Origin of the sequence: Variovorax sp. KK3 (genome assembly GCF_001984055.1) — a bacterium.
In the GTDB taxonomy this organism is placed as follows: domain Bacteria; phylum Pseudomonadota; class Gammaproteobacteria; order Burkholderiales; family Burkholderiaceae_C; genus Variovorax.
This window is the reverse complement of sequence record NZ_LYVO01000075.1, coordinates 1-17,574: the sequence shown is the minus strand read 5'-3', so window position 1 is coordinate 17,574 and position 17,574 is coordinate 1. Positions and strand designations below refer to the sequence as shown.

20 protein-coding genes are annotated in these 17,574 nt (G+C 71.2%); 8 read left to right on the top strand and 12 right to left on the bottom strand.

Annotated elements, in window-relative coordinates; all coding sequences use genetic code 11:
* Positions 1–2 precede the first annotated feature (2 nt).
* Entirely contained in the window at positions 3–1,172 is a 1,170-nt protein-coding gene (locus B0W80_RS27220) for a thiolase domain-containing protein (RefSeq protein WP_077002280.1), read from the bottom strand.
* A gap of 97 nt (positions 1,173–1,269) precedes the next feature.
* Between B0W80_RS27220 and B0W80_RS27215 the strand changes: the two genes are divergently transcribed.
* The 3 genes from B0W80_RS27215 to B0W80_RS27205 are packed head-to-tail and all read left to right on the top strand — an operon-like array spanning position 1,270 to position 3,748.
* Positions 1,270–2,043: an SDR family NAD(P)-dependent oxidoreductase gene (locus B0W80_RS27215; protein ID WP_077002279.1), complete on the top strand. Its 774-nt coding sequence runs from the start codon at positions 1,270–1,272 to the stop codon at positions 2,041–2,043.
* Positions 2,044–2,048: 5 nt separating this feature from the next.
* Positions 2,049–2,867: an enoyl-CoA hydratase/isomerase family protein gene (locus B0W80_RS27210; protein ID WP_077002300.1), complete on the top strand. Its 819-nt coding sequence runs from the start codon at positions 2,049–2,051 to the stop codon at positions 2,865–2,867.
* The gene (locus tag B0W80_RS27205) at positions 2,864–3,748 is read left to right on the top strand and encodes a MaoC/PaaZ C-terminal domain-containing protein (RefSeq protein ID WP_077002278.1); all 885 of its coding nucleotides are present in this window, start codon (positions 2,864–2,866) and stop codon (positions 3,746–3,748) included. The genes B0W80_RS27210 and B0W80_RS27205 overlap by 4 nt, the downstream gene beginning before the upstream one ends.
* Before the next feature lie 275 nt (positions 3,749–4,023).
* On the opposite strand, the gene B0W80_RS27200 is transcribed toward B0W80_RS27205, so the two are convergent.
* The 9 genes from B0W80_RS27200 to ccmA all read right to left on the bottom strand — a co-directional run bounded on the left by B0W80_RS27200 (position 4,024) and on the right by ccmA (position 10,275).
* Complete coding sequence (locus tag B0W80_RS27200) at positions 4,024–4,533, bottom strand: hypothetical protein (RefSeq protein ID WP_077002277.1); 510 nt, start codon at positions 4,531–4,533, stop codon at positions 4,024–4,026.
* On the bottom strand, positions 4,530–4,937 hold the full coding sequence (locus tag B0W80_RS27195; protein WP_077002276.1) for a cytochrome c-type biogenesis protein: 408 nt from the start codon (positions 4,935–4,937) through the stop codon (positions 4,530–4,532). The genes B0W80_RS27200 and B0W80_RS27195 overlap by 4 nt, the downstream gene beginning before the upstream one ends.
* The gene (locus B0W80_RS27190) at positions 4,930–5,454 is read right to left on the bottom strand and encodes a DsbE family thiol:disulfide interchange protein (RefSeq protein WP_077002275.1); all 525 of its coding nucleotides are present in this window, start codon (positions 5,452–5,454) and stop codon (positions 4,930–4,932) included. The genes B0W80_RS27195 and B0W80_RS27190 overlap by 8 nt, the downstream gene beginning before the upstream one ends.
* Positions 5,451–7,490: a heme lyase CcmF/NrfE family subunit gene (locus B0W80_RS27185; RefSeq protein WP_077002274.1), complete on the bottom strand. Its 2,040-nt coding sequence runs from the start codon at positions 7,488–7,490 to the stop codon at positions 5,451–5,453. Before B0W80_RS27185 ends, B0W80_RS27190 begins: the two co-directional genes overlap by 4 nt.
* Positions 7,487–7,936, bottom strand: coding sequence for a cytochrome c maturation protein CcmE (gene ccmE / locus B0W80_RS27180; RefSeq protein ID WP_077002273.1), 450 nt, complete (start codon positions 7,934–7,936; stop codon positions 7,487–7,489). Before ccmE ends, B0W80_RS27185 begins: the two co-directional genes overlap by 4 nt.
* Positions 7,933–8,112, bottom strand: coding sequence for a heme exporter protein CcmD (gene ccmD, locus B0W80_RS27175; protein WP_077002272.1), 180 nt, complete (start codon positions 8,110–8,112; stop codon positions 7,933–7,935). Before ccmD ends, ccmE begins: the two co-directional genes overlap by 4 nt.
* The gene (gene ccmC / locus B0W80_RS27170; protein ID WP_077002271.1) at positions 8,109–8,885 is read right to left on the bottom strand and encodes a heme ABC transporter permease CcmC; all 777 of its coding nucleotides are present in this window, start codon (positions 8,883–8,885) and stop codon (positions 8,109–8,111) included. The genes ccmD and ccmC overlap by 4 nt, the downstream gene beginning before the upstream one ends.
* Positions 8,886–8,896: 11 nt before the next feature.
* Positions 8,897–9,565, bottom strand: coding sequence for a heme exporter protein CcmB (gene ccmB / locus B0W80_RS27165; RefSeq protein WP_077002299.1), 669 nt, complete (start codon positions 9,563–9,565; stop codon positions 8,897–8,899).
* A gap of 77 nt (positions 9,566–9,642) precedes the next feature.
* Positions 9,643–10,275, bottom strand: a complete 633-nt coding sequence (ccmA, locus tag B0W80_RS27160; RefSeq protein ID WP_077002270.1) for a cytochrome c biogenesis heme-transporting ATPase CcmA — start codon at positions 10,273–10,275, stop codon at positions 9,643–9,645.
* A gap of 98 nt (positions 10,276–10,373) precedes the next feature.
* On the opposite strand from ccmA, the gene B0W80_RS27155 reads away from it, so the two are divergent.
* Genes B0W80_RS27155 through B0W80_RS35700 form a run of 3 tightly spaced genes read left to right on the top strand, consistent with a single transcriptional unit; the run spans position 10,374 to position 13,160 of the window.
* Complete coding sequence (locus B0W80_RS27155) at positions 10,374–11,891, top strand: phytoene desaturase (protein WP_256856697.1); 1,518 nt, start codon at positions 10,374–10,376, stop codon at positions 11,889–11,891.
* Positions 11,848–12,996 (top strand): phytoene/squalene synthase family protein, encoded by a 1,149-nt coding sequence (locus B0W80_RS27150; RefSeq protein ID WP_083745667.1) that lies wholly within the window; start codon positions 11,848–11,850, stop codon positions 12,994–12,996. Before B0W80_RS27155 ends, B0W80_RS27150 begins: the two co-directional genes overlap by 44 nt.
* 11 nt (positions 12,997–13,007) lie before the next feature.
* Entirely contained in the window at positions 13,008–13,160 is a 153-nt protein-coding gene (locus B0W80_RS35700) for a hypothetical protein (protein WP_179107036.1), read from the top strand.
* Between the two features lie 17 nt (positions 13,161–13,177).
* Here the strand turns inward: B0W80_RS35700 and B0W80_RS27145 are convergent, their stop codons facing one another.
* Together B0W80_RS27145 and crtD are read right to left on the bottom strand one after the other, a co-directional pair.
* A complete protein-coding gene (locus tag B0W80_RS27145) occupies positions 13,178–14,011 on the bottom strand; it encodes a carotenoid 1,2-hydratase (RefSeq protein ID WP_218668958.1) in 834 nt (277 codons plus the stop codon).
* Between the two features lie 47 nt (positions 14,012–14,058).
* Complete coding sequence (crtD, locus tag B0W80_RS27140) at positions 14,059–15,630, bottom strand: 1-hydroxycarotenoid 3,4-desaturase CrtD (RefSeq protein ID WP_077002269.1); 1,572 nt, start codon at positions 15,628–15,630, stop codon at positions 14,059–14,061.
* Between the two features lie 87 nt (positions 15,631–15,717).
* On the opposite strand from crtD, the gene B0W80_RS27135 reads away from it, so the two are divergent.
* Positions 15,718–16,599: a polyprenyl synthetase family protein gene (locus B0W80_RS27135; RefSeq protein ID WP_077002268.1), complete on the top strand. Its 882-nt coding sequence runs from the start codon at positions 15,718–15,720 to the stop codon at positions 16,597–16,599.
* A 28-nt stretch (positions 16,600–16,627) separates the two neighbouring features.
* A partial coding sequence (locus tag B0W80_RS27130) for a methyltransferase (RefSeq protein WP_077002267.1) occupies positions 16,628–17,574 on the top strand: 947 nt, incomplete at its 3' end.

Here is a 17,574-nt window from a genome sequence, read left to right as displayed (position 1 = left end):
GCTTATTGCCTTTCCATGATCAGGGTGGCGCTGCCGTGGCGCGAGCCGAGTAGGCCACCGGTGCCCTGGGCCAGGGCCAGCCTGCAATCGGGCACCTGCACTTTCGGATGCGCTTCGCCGCGCAACTGGCGCACGGCCTCGATCACCTTGGTGATGCCGCCGCGATTGGCGGGATGGTTGTTGCAAAGCCCGCCGCCGTCGGTGTTGAAGGGCAGCTTGCCCACGCCCGAAATCAGGTTGCCGTCGGCCACGAAGCGACCGCCTTCGCCCTTCTTGCAGAAACCCAGGTCTTCGAGCTGCATCAGCACGGTGATGGTGAAGCTGTCGTAGATCGATGCGTACTGGATGTCGGCGGGCGTCACGCCTGCTTCCGTGAACGCGATCGGCCCCGAGACCGCCGCGCCGGACCATGTGAGGTCGACCTGCCCGCCGAGCTGGCCCTTGATGGTCTCGCCGGCGCCGAGCACGTTGACGACCGGCCGCTCGAGCTTCGCGGCGATCTCGGGCCGCACCACCACGAGCGCGCCGCCGCCGTCGCTGACCACGCAGCAGTCGAGCTTGCGCAGCGGGTCGGAGATCATCGGCGAGGCCAGCACTTCCTCGACGGTCACCGGCTCGCGCAGCATCGCGTGCGGGTTGTGCTGCGCGTGGGCGGCTGCGGCCACCTTGATCCATGCGAGCTGCTCGGAAGTGGTTCCGAACTCGTGCATGTGGCGCGCCGCGGCCAGCGCGTACATGTTGACCGTGATCGGGTCGTAGGGCATCTCCCAGGGCACGTCGGGCGTGTCGGGCGTCACCAGGCGCGGCGCGACGCCGCTCGACCCCGCGCTGCGCGGGCGGCCCGCCAGCGTGATCAGGGCCACGTCGCACTTGCCCGCCGCGATGGCTTGCGCCGCATGCGCGACGTGGATCAGGTAGGCCGAGCCGCCGGTGTCGGTGTTGTCGACGTGGCGCAGCCGGGTCAAGCCCAGGTAGTCGGCCATGCTGTTGGCGCCGAGGCCCGGCGCGTCGCCGGCGCAGAAGTAGCCGTCCACGTCCTGCAGCGTGAGGCCGGCATCCTGCAATGCGCCCTTGGCGCATTCGGCATGCAGTTGCGCCACGGTCTTGTCGGGGGCCTTGCGCAGGGGGTGCTCGTAGGCGCCCGCGATGCAGGCCTTGCGTTTGATCGTCATCTTGATTGCTCCAGCCAATGTTCACGGGTAGGATATCATTGGTTCAACCATCGGACAATCTCCGAACCCGCACATCCGACACGCAAGGAGCAACACAGTGGATCCCATCGTCAGCCTGCAAGGGCGCACCATCGTCGTCACCGGGGCCGGCCAGGGCATCGGCAAGGGCATCGTCGAACTGGCCATCGAACTGGGCGGCAACGTGGTGGCCGTCGACCTCAACGGCCAGACGCTGGACGCTGCCGTGTCGCCGCTGCCGCAGGATCGCGTGCTCGCCGTGCAGGGCAGCGTGGCCGACCCGGCCGTGGCCGACAAGGCGGTGGCCGATGCGGTGGCGAAGTTCGGCGCCGTGCACGGCGTGGTGAACAACGCCGGCATCATCCGCCCGGCCATGATCGACAAGATGACCGACCAGCAGTGGCAGGAGGTGATCGACGTCCACCTCACCGGCTCCTTCTACTGGATGCGCGCGGCCGGCCGGCACATGGTCGAGCGCGCCAAGGGCGGCGACAAGACCGGCGGCTCGATCGTCAACATCTCGTCGGACGCGGGCCGCAAGGGCTCGATCGGGCAGATCAACTACGCGGCCGCCAAGGCCGGCATGCTGGGCATGACGATGACCGCGGCGCGCGAATGGGGCCGCTACAACATCCGCACCAATTCGATCTGCTTCGGCGTGGTCGAGACGCCGATGACCGAGGTGGTGCGCGGCGAGAAATTCCGCGACCAGATGCTGGCGCAGATTCCGCTAGGCCGCTGGGCCTCGCCCGGCGAGGTGGTGAAGAGCGTGTGCTTCCTGCTTTCCGACGGCGCCAGCTACGTCACGGGCCAGCACCTGGGCGTGAACGGCGGCTTCCACATCTCGCTGTGACCAGCATGGCGGGCACCATTGCGGGTGATAGCGTCCTCCTCGAGCGTGCGGACGGCGTCGCCGTGCTCACGCTGAACCGGCCGGCGGCGAAGAACGCCATCGACATCCCCACGACCGATGCGCTGACGGCCGCACTGCGCGCCCTGTGTGCGGACGACGAAGTGCGCGCGGTCGTGCTCACCGGCGCCGGTGGCGACTTCTGCGCGGGCGGCGATGTCAAGGGCATGGGCGAGGGCGCCTCGCGCACCGTGGAGCAGCGCCGCGCCGGCATGGCGCGCTATGCCGACCTGGCGCGCGCGCTGATGGCGCTCGACAAGCCGCTGATCGCCGCGGTCGACGGCGTGGCGTTCGGCGCCGGGCTCAGCATGGCGCTGTACGCCGACATCGTTCTGGTCAGCACGCGCGTGCGCATGGCGATGGTGTTCCACCGCATCGGGCTGGTGCCCGACGTCGGCGCGTGGTATCAGCTGCCGCGCGTGGTGGGGATGCAGCGGGCCAAGGAACTGATCTACTCGGCGCGCGAGTTCGGCGCCGACGAAGCCGTGCGCATGAACCTGGCGCTCGAAGCCCTCGCGCCCGAGGCCTTGATGCCGCGCGCATCGGCGCTCGCACGAAGTTTGGCACGCGCATCGCCCACGGCCTTCAGCCTCTCGAAGCGCGCACTGGCGGCCACGCTGCAAAGCGACTTCGACACCATGTTGGAGATGGAAGCGTCCTCGCAGGTCATCGCCTCGTCGAGCGCGTATTTCCGCGAAGCCATCCGCCGCTTCGCTGCCAAGGAGCCGGCGCAGTTTCGCTGGCCCAGGGAGGACGACGAAGAATGATCGACTACGAAAAGACCAAGGCCTGGCGCTCCGGCCCCGTGCGCCATGCTTACACCGCGCGCGACACCATCCTCTACGCACTGGGCGTCGGCTTCGCGGCCGACCCGCTGTCCGCGGAGGATTTGCGCTTCGTCTACGAGAAAGACTTGCAGGCCGTGCCGACCATGGCCGCGGTGTTGGCTTCGCCGGGCTTCTGGATGCGCGATCGCAAGGAACTGGGCATCGACTACCTGAAGCTCGTGCACGGCGAGCAGGGCGTGACGATTCATTCGCCGTTGCCCGCCGCCGCCACGTTGATCGGCGAGAGCCGCGTCACCCGAATCGTCGACAAGGGCGAGGGCAAGGGCGCTGTGATGCATGTGGAAAAAGCGCTGACGGACGAAGCGGACGGCCGGCTCGTCGCCACGGTCGAGATGGTGCTGTTCCTGCGCGGCGATGGTGGCTTTTCGAGGAACGGGGGCGGTGACGAAGCCGCAGCCGCCGTACCGGCCACGCCCGATGCAGCGGCCGAACTGAGCATCGAGCTGCCGACCCGTGCCGATGCGGCCGTGCTGTACCGGCTCTCGGGCGACCTGAATCCTTTGCACGTCGATCCGGCCGTCGCATCGAAGGCCGGGTTTCCCAGGCCCATCCTTCATGGACTGGCGACCTACGGCAATGCGTGCCGCGGCATCCTCGCGCAGTTCTGCGGGCACGATGCATCTCGCATGAAGTCGATGCGCGCGCGGCTGACCTCGCCGGTGTATCCCGGCGAGACGCTGATGCTGGACTGCTGGCGGCTGGGGAGCGAGGAGATCGCGTTTCGCGCGAGCGTGAAGGAGCGCGGCGTGCAGGTGCTGGCTAATGGCCGGGCCATACTGGCGCCTGCGCTCGTGCGCTAGGCGCGGAGCGCAGCTTCATCGCGGCCGCCAGGACAGCCGAGCCGCCGGCTGCTTCGTCCCACGCGGCTGAGCGCGAATGCGCCGAAGTCGCGTCGCTCGCCTACACCCGCTGCGCAGCGGCACGTACGCCGTGCGCGATGACTCGCGATCAGCGTTCGGAATCTCTAGCCACAGGAGAACGCGATGAAGGCCCTTCTGCCCGTATGGATCATCGGTGCGCCGCTCGTCTGGTTGATCGTCGACTGGATGCGCACACCCAAGCGCTGAGCGCATCGCTAGCGCGCGCCGGCCTGCAGGGACTTCTGCAAGTCGGCCAGCTCGGCGCGCAGGGCCTGATCGTCCGGCGCCAGCTCGATGGCAAGACCGTAGGCGCGGCTCGCGCCGTCGTAGCGTCGGATCGACGCATACGAGCGTGCCACCAGGCGCCAGCCGGCCGCATCGACAGTGCCCGGCGCTTGCGCCTGCATGCGAATCACCATCGCGTCGAGCATCGCCTCCACGGCTTCGACCGGTGCTTCGCTCGCGACCGCGGCTGAAGGCGTCGCCGTCTCCGCTTGCGTGGAGAGTGACGCCGACGCCGCCTGCGACGGACTCGTCCGCAACGCATCGATGTTGCCGAGGAAGCCGTAGACCACGAACGCGAACGCGCTGACGGCGACGCCGAGCCATGCGCGTGTTCGTCGCGATGGCTCGGCGGCCGGGGCTCCGAGTCGATGCAAGGGCGCCGACAGCAGGAGCCAGGCGAGGGCGGCGAGCCCGCAGGCGGCGATCCAGAAGGCGGTCATGGTGCCGGAGCGCCGCGCTCATGGCGACGCACGATTCGGATCAAAGCGAACAAGGCCCCGCCGAGCAGCATGAATGGCCCGAGCCACAAGAGCGCCGTGGTCGCGTTGAAGGCCGGGCGGTACAGCACGAACTGGCCGTAGCGCTCGACCATGTATTCCCTGATCTCGTCCGCCGTTCGCCCTTGCGTGAGCTGCTGGCCGATCTGCGCACGCAGGTCGGTCGCCAGGGCGGACTGCGATGCCGCGAGCGTCTCGTTCTGGCACACCAGGCAGCGCAGTTCGGCGGCGATCGCCTGCACGCGCGCTTCGAGCTGCGGATCGGCGGACACGGGCTGCGCCTCGCCGCCCAGCGCCGCGCATGCGGCCAGCGCGCATGCCCAGCCGATCAACTCGTGCTTAGCCATCGAGCTTCCTCACCAGCGGCATGACGGTGTCGCGCAGGGTCTCGGGCGTGAGCGGGCCGGTGATCTTGTGGCGGATCACGCCCGTCTTGTCGATCACGAAGGTCTCGGGCACGCCGTACACGCCGAAGTCGATGCCGACCTGGCCCTCGCGGTCCGACAGCGAGGCGGTGTAGGGGTTGCCGAAGCGTTCGAGCCAGCGCTGCGCGTCGGCGGGCACGTCCTTGTAGTTGAGCCCATAGATCGGCACCTGGCCGTTTCGCGCCGCGTCGAGCACCAGGGGATGCTCGAGCCGGCAGGCCACGCACCACGACGCCCAGACATTGAGCAGCCAGACCTTGCCGCGCATGTCTTCCACCGAGAGCGTCTGGCCCGGCTGCTCGAGCACCGGCAGCGTGAAGCGGGGCGCGGGCTTGCCGATCAGCGGCGAGGGCACGTCGCGCGGCTTCAGGGTCAGGCCTGCGGCCATGAACGCGACCAGCACACCGGCGACGAGCAGCGGAATGGCGGTGCGCTTCACGAATGCCTCGTTTCGTTGAAGAAGGCCGGCAGCTCCGTCATGGCGGGCATGGCGGGCATGGCGGGCGCGTGCGCACCGCCCGGCGCGGTCCGCAGCGGCAACGAGCGCGTCGCGCGCCGGCGCCGGTCGCACAGCGCCGCCAGGCCGCCGAGTGCCATCAGCAGGCAGCCGCCCCAGATCCAGCCGACGAAGGGCTTGTAGTGGATGCGCACGCTCCACTGCAACGGGCTCACGGGTTCGCCGAGCGACACGTAGAGGTCGCGCGTGAAGTGGCGGTGGATTGCCGTCTCGGTCATCGGCGTGCGGGTCGCGACGTACAGCCGCCGCTCGGGCGACATCGTGGTCAGCGGCGCATCGCCGCGGGTCACCGCGATCGTGGCGCGCGCCGCGATGTAGTTGGGCCCGCGCTGCTCGCTGACGCCCTGGAAGCGAAACACGTAGCGGCCCAGCGTGGCCGTGTCGCCCGGCCCCATGCGCACGTCGCGCTCGACCGAGTAGCCGCCCACGATGGTGACGCCGACCACGAACACCGCCACGCCGAAGTGGGCGCACAGCATGCCGTAGTAGCTGCCGGTCTGCGCCGCGAGCCGGGCGCCCCACGCGCCGGGCGCGTGGCCGCGCAGCTTGCCGGCGAGGTTGAGCGCGCAGGTGCTCGCGATCCACGTGGCCAGCAGCAGGCCGAAGCCGATCATCGGCGTCCAGCGGCCCAGCGCCAGCGGGGCGAGCACGGCACTTGCCGCGCTCACGCCCAAGGCCCAGCGCAGCCGCCGTGCCAGGTCGCCCGCGTGCGCCTGCCGCCACCGTGCCAAGGGGCCGATGCCCATCAGGAAGAGCGCAGGCGCCATCAGCGGCACGAAGACCGCCTCGAAGTAAGGCGGGCCCACCGACAGCTTGCCGAGCCCGAGCGCGTCGATGGCCAGCGGGTACAGCGTGCCCAGCGCCACGGCCGCGCAGGCCACGAGCAGCAGCGCGTTGTTGGCCAGCAGCATGGATTCGCGCGAGACGAGTTCGAAGCGCACCGTCGCTTCGAGCTTCGGTGCGCGCCAGGCGAACACCGCCAGCGACCCGCACACCACCAGCGCCAGGAACATCAGGATGAACACGCCGCGCGCCGGGTCGGTCGCGAAGGCGTGGACCGAACTCAGCACGCCCGAACGGACCAGGAAGGTGCCCAGCAGCGAAAGCGAAAACGCGGCGATGGCGAGCAGCGCGGTCCACGCGCGAAAGGCGCCGCGCTTTTCGGTCACGGCCAGCGAGTGGATCAGCGCGGTGCCGGCCATCCAGGGCATCAGCGATGCGTTCTCCACCGGATCCCAGAACCACCAGCCGCCCCAGCCGAGTTCGTAGTAAGCCCAGAAGCTGCCGAGCGCGATGCCGCAGGTCAGGAAGCACCAGGCCGCCGTGGTCCAGGGGCGCGAGGCGCGTGCCCAGGCGGCGTCGAGCTGCCCCGACAGCAACGCGGCCACCGCGAAGGCGAAGGCGACCACGAAGCCGACGTAGCCCATGTAGAGCATTGGCGGATGGATCACCATGCCCGGGTCCTGCAGCAGCGGCGTGAGGTCCTGGCCTTCCCCAGCGGCCGGCAGCAGGCGTTCGAAGGGGTTGGAGGTGAACAGCGTGAACAGCAGGAAGCCGCAGCTCACCAGGCCCATCACGCCCAGCACGCGGGCGAGCATCGCGTCGTCGGGATGCCGCGCGAACAGGGCCACGGCCAGGGTCCAGCCCGCGAGGATCAGCGTCCACAGCAGGATCGAGCCTTCGTGCCCGCCCCACACGCCGGTGATGCGGTAGACCATCGGCAGCGACGAATTCGAATGCTGCGCCACGTACAGCACCGAGAAGTCGTTCAGCGCGAAAGCCTGCGTGAGCGCCAGGTAGGCGATGGCCAAGAAAACGAACTGCGCCACCGCCGCCGGGCGCGCGAGCGCGATCCACCCCGCATGGCCGCGCGCCGCGCCGGCGAGCGGCAGCGAGCCCTGCACCAGCGCCATCGCGAGCGCGAGCACGAGCGCGAAGTGGCCGAGTTCGGGGATCACGGCTCGGCCACCTCGCGCCTGCCTCGGCGCGCCTGCTCCAGCGCCTGCGCCGCCTCGGGCGGCATGTAGTTCTCGTCGTGCTTGGCCAGCACCTGGTCGGCGCGGAACACGCCGTCCGCGCCGAGCCGGCCCTGCGCGACCACGCCCTTGCCTTCGCGGAACAGGTCGGGCAGCAGGCCGGTGTAGACCACCGGCACCGTGCGTGCCATGTCGGTCACGACGAAATGCACGGTCAGTCCCTGCGCGCTGCGCCGGATGCTGCCCTGCTCGACCAGGCCGCCCAGGCGGAAGCCGCGTTCCAGCGGCGCCTCCTTGGATGCGATCTGCGAGGGGCTGAAGAAGAACACGAGGTTGCTGCGAAACGCGTTGAGCACCAGCGCGCTCGCGATGCCCAGCGCCGCGAGGCCTGCGAGGATCGCGAGACCGCGCCGGCTGCGCGCTTTCACGAGCGCTCTCCAGCCGCGTCGATCTGCGCCTGCCGACCCACCCGCAGGCCGCGCCGCGTGGCACGCAGTTGCAGCGCTTCGACCGCCACCACCAGCGCGCACATGCCGAACGCGCCCCACACGTACAGGCCGTAGCCGCCCATCGCGAAGAAGTCGTCCCAGCCGTTCCAGTTCATGGCGCCTCCAGCGCGCGGGCGGCCCATGCCGCGTCGCGCTCGCGTGCGAGGATCAGGCTGCGAAGCCGCCACAGGCTCACGGCGATGCAGTAGAGCCAGGCGGCCGCGACCATCACCAGCATGCCGGTCAGCATCGGCGTCGCCATGCTCGGCGCCTTCGACAGGCTGACCGACGCGCCCTGATGCAGCGTGTTCCACCACTTCACCGAGAAATAGATGATCGGCACGTTCACCACGCCGACCAGCGCGAGCACGGCCGCCGCGCGATCGGCGCGCCGCACGTCGTCGATGGCGCCGTGCAGCGCCAGGAAGCCGAGGTAGAGAAAGAGCAGGATCAGCTCCGACGTGAGCCGTGCGTCCCACACCCACCACGCCCCCCAGGTCGGCTTGCCCCAGAGCGCGCCGGTCCACAGCGCGAGGAAGGTCATGAGCGCACCGGTCGGCGCCAGCGCCCGCGCGAACATCGCCGCCAGCCGCGCGTTGAATGCGAGCCCGATGCCGGCCCAGAAGGCCATCGCGACGTACAGCACCATCGACATCCACGCCGCCGGCACGTGCACGAAGATGATCCGGTAGGCCTCGCCCTGCTGCGCGTCGGTGGGCGCCATGCCGAGGCCGATCACCAGCCCGGCCACCGCCAGCAGCGCCGCCGTCACTGCCGATGCCATCGCGATGCGGCCGGCCAGTGGGTAGAAGCGGGCCGGCGACGCCAGCGCGAACAGGCTGAACGAGGATGCGCGACGAGGTGGCAGCGACGTGGTGACGAACGACATGGCGGGTCCCCTCATTCGAGCGCGATGCGCAACGCGGCGGCGGCGGCCCATGGCGCGCCTGCCAAGGCCAGGACGAGCATGGCGCCCAGCAGCGAGAAATGGCCGGCCACGCCCATGCCGGCGGTGCTGGCATCCACCGCGCCGGCGCCGAAGATCAGCACCGGCACCACCAGCGGCAGCACCAGCAGCGACAGCAGCATGCCGGCGCCGCGCACGCCCACGGTGAGCGCGGCACCGATCGCGCCGATCAGGCTCAACGCCGGCGTGCCCAGCAGCAGCGATGCGGCCAACACGCCCATTGCCTCCGGCACCAGGCCGTACTGCAGCGCCAGCAGCGGCGACACCAGCGCCAGTGGCAGGCCGGTGCAGAGCCAGTGGGCGAATGCCTTGCCGAGCACCAGCAGCGCGAGCGGCGTCGGCGACAGCAGCAGCGATTCGAGCGTGCCGTCCTGAAAGTCGTCGGCGAACAGCCGCGTCAGCGACAGCATCGATGCCAGCAGTGCCGCCACCCAGACGATGCCGGGCGCCATGCGGCGAAGCAGTTCGGGCTCGGGGCCGATGCCGAGCGGGAACAGGCTCGCCACGATCACGAAGAAGAGCAGTGCGGCGAGCGGATCGGTGGGGCGCCGCCAGGCCAGGCGCAGGTCGCGCTCGACCAGGCGGGCCACGCCGGCCAGCAGGCCGGCCTCGTTCGCGGGCGGCGCCGGGAAGGGTGCAGGAATAGCGGCAGCAACGGGGGCAGGAGCGGCGATCGTGTTCACAGCACCAGCTCCATCTGCGGCATGTCGGCGGGAAATGCCAGTGCCGGGTCGTGGCTCGTGAGCAGCACCGTGCCGCCGCGTCGCACCTGCGAAGCGGTGCACCGCACCAGCCACGCCGCCGCCGTGGCGTCGAGTGCGTCGAAAGGCTCGTCGAGCACCCACAGCGGCGCCTGCGCGCCCAGCACCAGGCGCGCGAGCGCCACGCGCCTGCGCTGGCCCTGCGACAGGCCGCGCGCCGGCGTGGCGTCGCAACCGGGCAGGCCGACCTCGGCGAGGGCGGCCGACACCGCGCGGCGGCTCGTCGGCCAACCCGCGAGGCGCGCGGCCGACTGCAGGTTCTCGCCTGCCGTGAGGTCGTCCTTCAACGCGGCCGCATGGCCGATGTAGATCAGTTGCCGATGAAAGCCTTCGCGCATCGCGTCGATGCGCGTGCCTTGCCACAGCACCTCGCCCTGGGTGGGCCGCAGCAGGCCGCAGACCAGCCGGAGCAGGCTGGTCTTGCCGGCGCCGTTGGCGCCGCGCACCCGCAGCATCCGGCCGGCGTGCAGGCCGAGGCTCAGTCCGCTGAACAGCGCGCGGCCGCCGCGCACGCACGCCAGATCGCGAAGTTCGAGAGTCGGGCAGACCATGGTTGTCAATTTAACCTGACACTCATACCATGTGCAAGATGTTGACAACCACAGTCCAGCACGCGCCGCCGGTTCGTGCTGGGACCGTGGGCGAACGCATGCCGCGAACGCGCCCCGAGGCGATCGTCATCGGCAGCGGCTTCGGCGGACTCGCGGCTGCGGTGAGGCTCGGCGCGCGCGGCTACCGCGTGACGGTGCTGGAGCAACTGGATGCGCCGGGCGGCCGTGCCTACGTGCATCGGCAGGACGGCTTCACCTTCGACGCCGGGCCGACCGTCATCACCGCGCCCTTCCTGTTCGAGGAGCTCTGGGCCCTGTGCGGCAAGCGCATGGCCGACGACGTCGAACTGCGTCCCGTGTTTCCGTTCTACCGCATCCGCTTCGACGACGGCACCAGCTTCGACTATTCGGGCGACGCGCAGGCCATGCGTGCCGAAGTGGCGCGGCTCGCACCCGGCGACGTGCAGGGCTACGAGAACTTCCTGAAGGCCAGCGAGGCCATCTACAAGGTCGGCTTCGAGGCGCTGGGCCACGTGCCCTTCGACCGCTGGAGCGACATGGCGCGTGCCTTGCCGCAGCTGGCCAGGCTGGAGGGCTACCGCACGGTGTATTCGCTGGCCAGCAAGCACGTGCGCGACGAACGGCTGCGCATGGTGCTGACCTTCCAGTCGCTGCTGGTCGGCGGCAACCCGTTCGCGACCACCTCGGTCTATTGCCTCATTGCGTTCCTCGAACGCCGCTGGGGCGTGCACTTCGCGATGGGCGGCACGGGCAGCCTCGTGAAGGGGCTGGTGTCGCTGATCGAAGGGCAGGGCGGCAGCGTGCTGTGCCGCCAGCCGGTGGCCGAGATCGTCGTGGAGAAGCGCACCGCCACCGGCGTGCGGCTGGCCGATGGCCGCACGCTGCATGCCGACGTGGTGGTTTCCAACGCCGACTCGGCCTGGACCTACCGGCACCTGGTCGCGCCCGAACACCGCAGGCGCTGGACCGATCGCCGCATCGACAAGGCACGCTATTCGATGAGCCTCTTCGTGTGGTACTTCGGCACGCGTCGCCGCTACCCCGACGTGGCGCACCACACGATCCTGCTCGGCCCGCGCTACGAGGCATTGCTGTCGGACATCTTCGTGCGCAAGCAGCTGGCCGACGATTTCAGCCTCTACCTGCACCGGCCGACCGCCACCGATCCGTCGCTCGCGCCGTCGGGCTGCGATGCGTTCTACGTGCTGTCGCCGGTGCCGCACCTGCAAAGCGGCATCGACTGGGAGCGGCGTGCCGAGCCCTATCGCCTGGCGATCCAGCAGAGGCTGCAGGCGACGCTGCTGCCCGGGCTCGAACACCAGATCGCGAGCTCGCGCGTCATGACCCCGCAGGACTTCCAGGACCGGCTCTCGTCGTACCGCGGCGCGGCCTTCGGGCTCGAGCCGGTGCTCACGCAAAGCGCGTGGTTCCGCCCGCACAACCGGAGCGAAGACATCGAGCGCCTGTACCTCGTCGGTGCGGGCACGCATCCCGGCGCCGGCCTGCCCGGCGTTCTTTCATCGGCCCGCATCCTCGACACGGTGGTGCCCCATGCAGACTCGCTCGCTTCCGACCTTGCCCGACACGCCGGCTGAGGCCCGGACGGGGAACGCGCAGGCCGCGCAGCGCGTCGGCGTCGATGCCTCCGACATCGCCGCCTGCCGCGCGTCGCTGCGGCATGGCTCGCGCAGCTTTCTCGCCGCCTCGCTGCTGTTGCCGCGCGAGGTGCGCGATGCGGCGTGCGCGCTCTACGCGTTCTGCCGCATGGCCGACGATGCGGTGGACGAAGGCGCCGACGAAGCCGCCGCGGTGGCCATGCTGCGCGCGCGGCTCGCGTGCATCTACGACCCGGCCGAACCGGCCTCGGCGCTCGCGTTGCCTGCCGATCGCGCCCTGGCCGGCGTGGTGGCGGCGTACGGCATCCCGCGCGCCTTGCCCGAGGCCTTGGTCGACGGCTTCGCATGGGACGCCGAAGGCCGCGGCTACGAGACGCTCGACGCCTTGCTCGACTACGCGGCCCGCGTGGCCGGCACGGTCGGCGCGATGATGTCGCTGCTGATGGGCGTCCGCGCACCGGACGCGCTCGCGCGCGCCTGCGAACTCGGGGTGGCGATGCAGCTGTCGAACATCGCGCGCGACGTCGGCGAGGACGCGGCCATGGGCCGGCTCTACCTGCCGCGGCAGTGGATGCGCGAAGCCGGCATCGACCCCGATGCCTGGCTGGCCCGGCCCGTCTTCACTGCGGCCCTCGGGTCGGTGGTGCAACGCGTGCTGGAGGCGGCCGACCTGCTGTACGCGCGGGTGGGCAGCGGCGTGGCGCAGTTGCCGCTGACCTGCCGGCCGGGCATCAATGCCGCGCGCTTTCTCTATGCGGACATCGGCGCCCAGGTGCGGCGCGCAGGCTGCGACTCGGTGAGCCGCCGTGCCGTGGTGCCCGCGTCGCGCAAGGGCGCGTTGCTGCTGCGGGCGCTGGTGGCCGTGCGGCCGCGCCGTGCCGACGCGGGCTGGCCGGTGCTGTCGGCCAACGCGTTCCTGGTCGACGCCGTCGCCGCCACCATGCCGCCTGCATCGCGCCACCCGTGCACGCCGGCGGCCGGCAGGCGCAGCCCGGCGGAAAGCGTGGTCTGGGTCATCGAGCTGTTCGACCGGATGGAGCGGCGAGAGCGCGGCGAGGCCACCCGTCCGGCCGCCTCCGCCTGAGGGCCCCGGCCGTGAGTTCGGGCCTGATCATCACGCTCGAAATGCTGGGCGTGCTAGGCGTGGTGGTGGGCCTCGGCCTGTGGAAGCTGTACGGCCTGCGGCGCGACAAGCGAAGGCCCAAGCGCGCCAAACCCGTGAGGCCGGGCGAACATCGGGAGCCGTAGGGCCGCGCGGCCTCTCGTCAGCGCAGCGCGCGCGGCATGCGAAAGGGCAGCATCGCGCGGCACCACGGCGTGTCCAGGCGCGCGAGCGACAGGCTCTCGTGCACGGCCACCGCGCGCTCGCCCAGCAGCGTGGTCTCGATGAGGCTGCGCGCGTAGAACGGCGCATCTTCGAGGGTGCGTCGCAGCGCAGGTGCCGCACCGGCGTCGCAGCGCGTGGCGCGGTCGAGGCGCCAGCCGGTTCGCGGCAACGGGGCCGGCGGTGGCGCGTCGAATGCCGCCGCGTCGCCCTGGGCATCGAAGTCCAGCGCGAGCAGCGCGTTCGTGCCATCGCGCCGCACCGGGTCGTACAGCACCGCGCAGCGGCGGTGGCCGAGCGCGCTGCGCGACCACGACCAGCGCGTGAAGTCGGCCTCCAGCGGCCGTTCGCCGGTGTTCGAATCCACGTAGCCGGTGCCTTGCCATCGCAGCGATGGCCGTTCGAAGGCAATCTCCACGCGTGCGCACGGCGCGATCGGCCGCCAGCGGTGCCGGCCTGCGGCGTCGAGGTCGAACGAGCGCTGCGCCAGCGCCTGGGGATGCACCCGCACGCGACCGCGCAGCCGCGACGGCACGGGTGCGGTCAGCTCGTCGATGTCGATCACGAGCGCGTCGCCATCCCAGCGCATGCAGCTCGCGCCGACGTGCAGTGCGGTGGCGTCGCGATGCACGCTGGTGCGGCGTCGTTCGGTCATGGCCCAGCGCCCCTCGCCACGCGACTCGCCGTATAGCGCCACGTTGATCGCGCAGTGGTCCAGTGGGTCGGCCGTGCCGCCGTGCCGCAGACGCGCCCATGCGTAGTAGGGCGAAAACACGCTGCCGACGAAGCCGATCAGCGTGAGGCCGTGCTGCCCGTCGTCGCTCAGCGCATCGACGTACCACCAGGCGTAGCCGCCGGGCGCGACCTCGATGTCGAAGCGCGGTCGGCCATCAGGCTCTCCGCTGCGCGCCGGCCCGACAGCGCCGCCATCGGCACACCCGGCCCCGGGTGCGTGCTGCCGCCTGCGAGGTACAGGCCCGGCAGCCGGCTGCGCGCCCCCGGGCGCGAGAAGCTCGCCGCCCAGCCGTGCGAGGCCTGGCCGTAGAGCGCGCCGCCCGTTCCCGGAAACATCCGGTCGAAGTGCTGCGGGGTGGTGGCCTGCATCTGCGTGTCCTGGAAGTCCAGCCGCAGGCCGCAGCGGGACAGGCGGTCGAAGGTTCGGTGCTGGCATGTCTGGACCTCTTCGGGGTGGAGGGCATGAGGGGCGCCCGCGGCATCCGAGGCGTCGATGTCGCCCGACGCGGGCGCGTTGACGATGCACAGCAGCCGCTCGGCACCCTCGGGTGCCGGCGCGTCGTGGGCCGCCGAACGGTCCTGCGCGCAGACGTACACCGTCGGCTCGGTGGGCAAGCGGCCGCGGCGCAGGATGTCGTCGAACTCGGCCGCGTAGTCGCGCGAGAAGAACACCGAGTGGCGCAGCAGCGCGAAGCCGCTGGCTTCGGCGCGCAGGTTGAAGGTGAGTGCCGAAAGCGAGCGCTCCGCCCGCGGCGCGGCAGGCACGGCGCGCGCGCCGGGGGCACCCAGCAGCCCGCGCCCCAGAGCCGCGACGTCGCCGTTGAAGACCACGGCCCCGGCCTCGATCCGCTCGCCGTCGCCGAGGCGCACGCCCGTGGCGCGACCGCCCGAGACCAGGATCTCGGCAACGTCCGCGCCGTACTGCACATGCGCGCCCCGCTCGGTGGCCAGCCGCGCCAGCATCTGCGCGATGCGGTGCATGCCGCCTTCGACCAGCCACACGCCCTGCTGCTCGACGTGGGCCACCAGCATGAGCGTGGCCGGTGCGAGCCAGGGCGACGACCCGCAATAGGTTGCATAGCGGCCGAACAGCTGCTGCAGGCGCGGATCGCGGAAGTAGCCGCCCAGCGCGTCCCACAGGTTGCCGAAGGGCGAGATGCGGGCCAGCGCCGGCATGCCGCGCAGCCCGGCGCGTGCGACCAGCGACAGCGGCGTGGGCCGCGCACCACGCAGGAAGGGATGTTCGAGCGCGTCGTGGATCTGGCGTGCGCGGTCGCAGAAGGCGCGGTAGCCGCGGGCCGCGTCGGCGCCCGCGAAGCTGCCGATCGCATCGGCACTGCGTTCGACGTCGGCGAACAGGTCGAGCCGCGAGCCGTCGTCCCAGGCATGGCGTGCCAGCACTTCGGCGCGCTGCAGGCTCAGCTGGTCTTCGAGCCGCGCGCCGGCGTGCGCGAGCAGTTCGTCGAACACCCAGCGCATGGTGAAGACGGTGGGGCCGGCATCCATGCGGACGCCGCCGATCTCCACCTCACGCAGCTTGCCGCCCGGCGTCGGCGCGCGTTCGAGCACGCGCACTTCGAGGCCGCGCGACGCCAGGTCCAGTGCGGCGGCGAGCCCGCCGATGCCGGCACCGACGACCAGGACGCGATCGTCTTTCATCGCTTGCCTGGTTGACGGTGGTAAAGCATGTGTCTATTCTACGTGACACTACAAAATGACAATGAGACATTACACAAGGGGTATGCGATGAAGCCGCTCACACGCATCGAGCACGCGCTCGCCATGGCCGTTTCGCAAGGCGAAGCGCCCGGTTGCCCGCCCAAGCTGGCCGGCGCGATCCGGCATGCGGTCTTCCCCGGCGGTGCCAGGGTACGGCCGCAGCTGTGCCTGGCCGTGGCGGCGGCGTGCGGCGACGACGACCCCGGCCTGTCGAGCGCCACGGCCAGCGCCATCGAGCTGCTGCACTGCGCGTCGCTGGTCCACGACGACCTGCCTTGCTTCGACAACGCACCCACGCGGCGCGGCCGCGCCTCGGTGCATTACGCCTACGGCGAGAGCCTGGCGGTGCTGGCGGGCGATGCGTTGATCATCCTGTCCTTCCAGACGCTGACCTCGGGCGCGGCGAACTCGCCGCAGCGCCTGCCTGCGTTGCTCGGCATGGTCGCGTCCAGCGTCGGCATGCCCTTCGGCGCCGTGGCGGGCCAGGCCTGGGAGTCGGAGCCGCGCGTGAACCTGCGCGAGTACCAGCGTGCCAAGACCGGCGCCCTGTTCACCGCGGCGACCATGGGCGGCGCCCAGGCCGCGGGTGCCGATCCCGAGCCCTGGCGCGCCTTCGGCGATTGGCTCGGCGAGGCCTACCAGGCGGCCGACGACATCCGCGACGTGATCGGCGACCCCAGCGTGCTGGGCAAGCCGGCCGGCCGCGACCTGGCCTTGCTACGGCCCAGCGCGGCGACCGAACTCGGCCTCGAGGGCGCCGCCGAGTACTTCGATCAACTGGTCGCGCAGGCCATCGGCGCCGTGCCCGAGTGCGCGGGGGCGGAGGGGCTTCGTGCGCTGGTCCGGCACGAGGCCGAACGCCTGGTGCCGAAGGCATCGCGCGCCGAAGCCTTGCGCGCGGCGGCCTGATTCGCAGCGGTCGCCACCGGGACTCGACGTGCAAACCCTGCCGGTCGCCAGCCGGCCCGCAGCACCTTCATGGCGCGCGGCGTGGGGCGACCGCTGGCTGGCGCTGCGCGATCGCCTGCTGTCGAGCCGTGCGTTCCAGCGCCGCGCCGCCGCGTTCGCACCGACCCGGCCCATCGCGCAACAGCGTGCGGCGGCACTGTTCGACCTGGTGGCCGGCTTCGTGTATTCGCAGGTGCTGCTGGCCTGCGTGGAGCTGGGGCTCTTCGACTCACTGGCGCGCGGGCCGATGACGCTCGGCGACATCGCGCACCAGGCTGACCTGCCGTCCGAGTCGGCCGAACGCCTGCTGGCCGCGGCAGTGGCGCTGCGCCTGCTGGAGCGCCGCAGCGGCGGCCGCTTCGGCCTTGGCGAACTCGGCGCGCCCATGGTCGACAACACCGCGCTCGCAGCGCTGGTCGCGCACCACCGCGCGCTGTATGCCGACCTGGCCGATCCGGTGGCACTCTTGCGCAGTGGGTCGCGCGAGACCGCCTTGGCGCGCTACTGGCCCTATGCGGGCGCAGCGCGGCCGGAAGGATTGCCTCTCGACAGCGTGGCCGGCTACTCGGCGCTGATGGCGGCGTCGCAGCCGCTGGTGTGCGACGAGATCCTCGACGCCTATCCGCTGCACGGCCATCGCTGCCTGCTCGACGTGGGCGGGGGCGAGGGCAGCTTCGTCATCGGCGCGGCCGCGCACGCGCCGTCGCTGCGGCTCATGCTGTTCGACCTGCCGGCGGTGGCCGAGCGCGCGCGCCGACGCTGCGCGGCGGCCGGCATCGGCGAGCGCGTGCGCATCGAAGGCGGCAGCTTTCTGGCAGACGCGTTGCCGGAGGGCGCGGACATCGCGACGCTCGTGCGCGTCATCCACGACCACGACGACGCGTCGGCGCTCTGCATCCTGAGTGCCGTGCGGCGGGCGCTGCCGCGTGGCGGCAC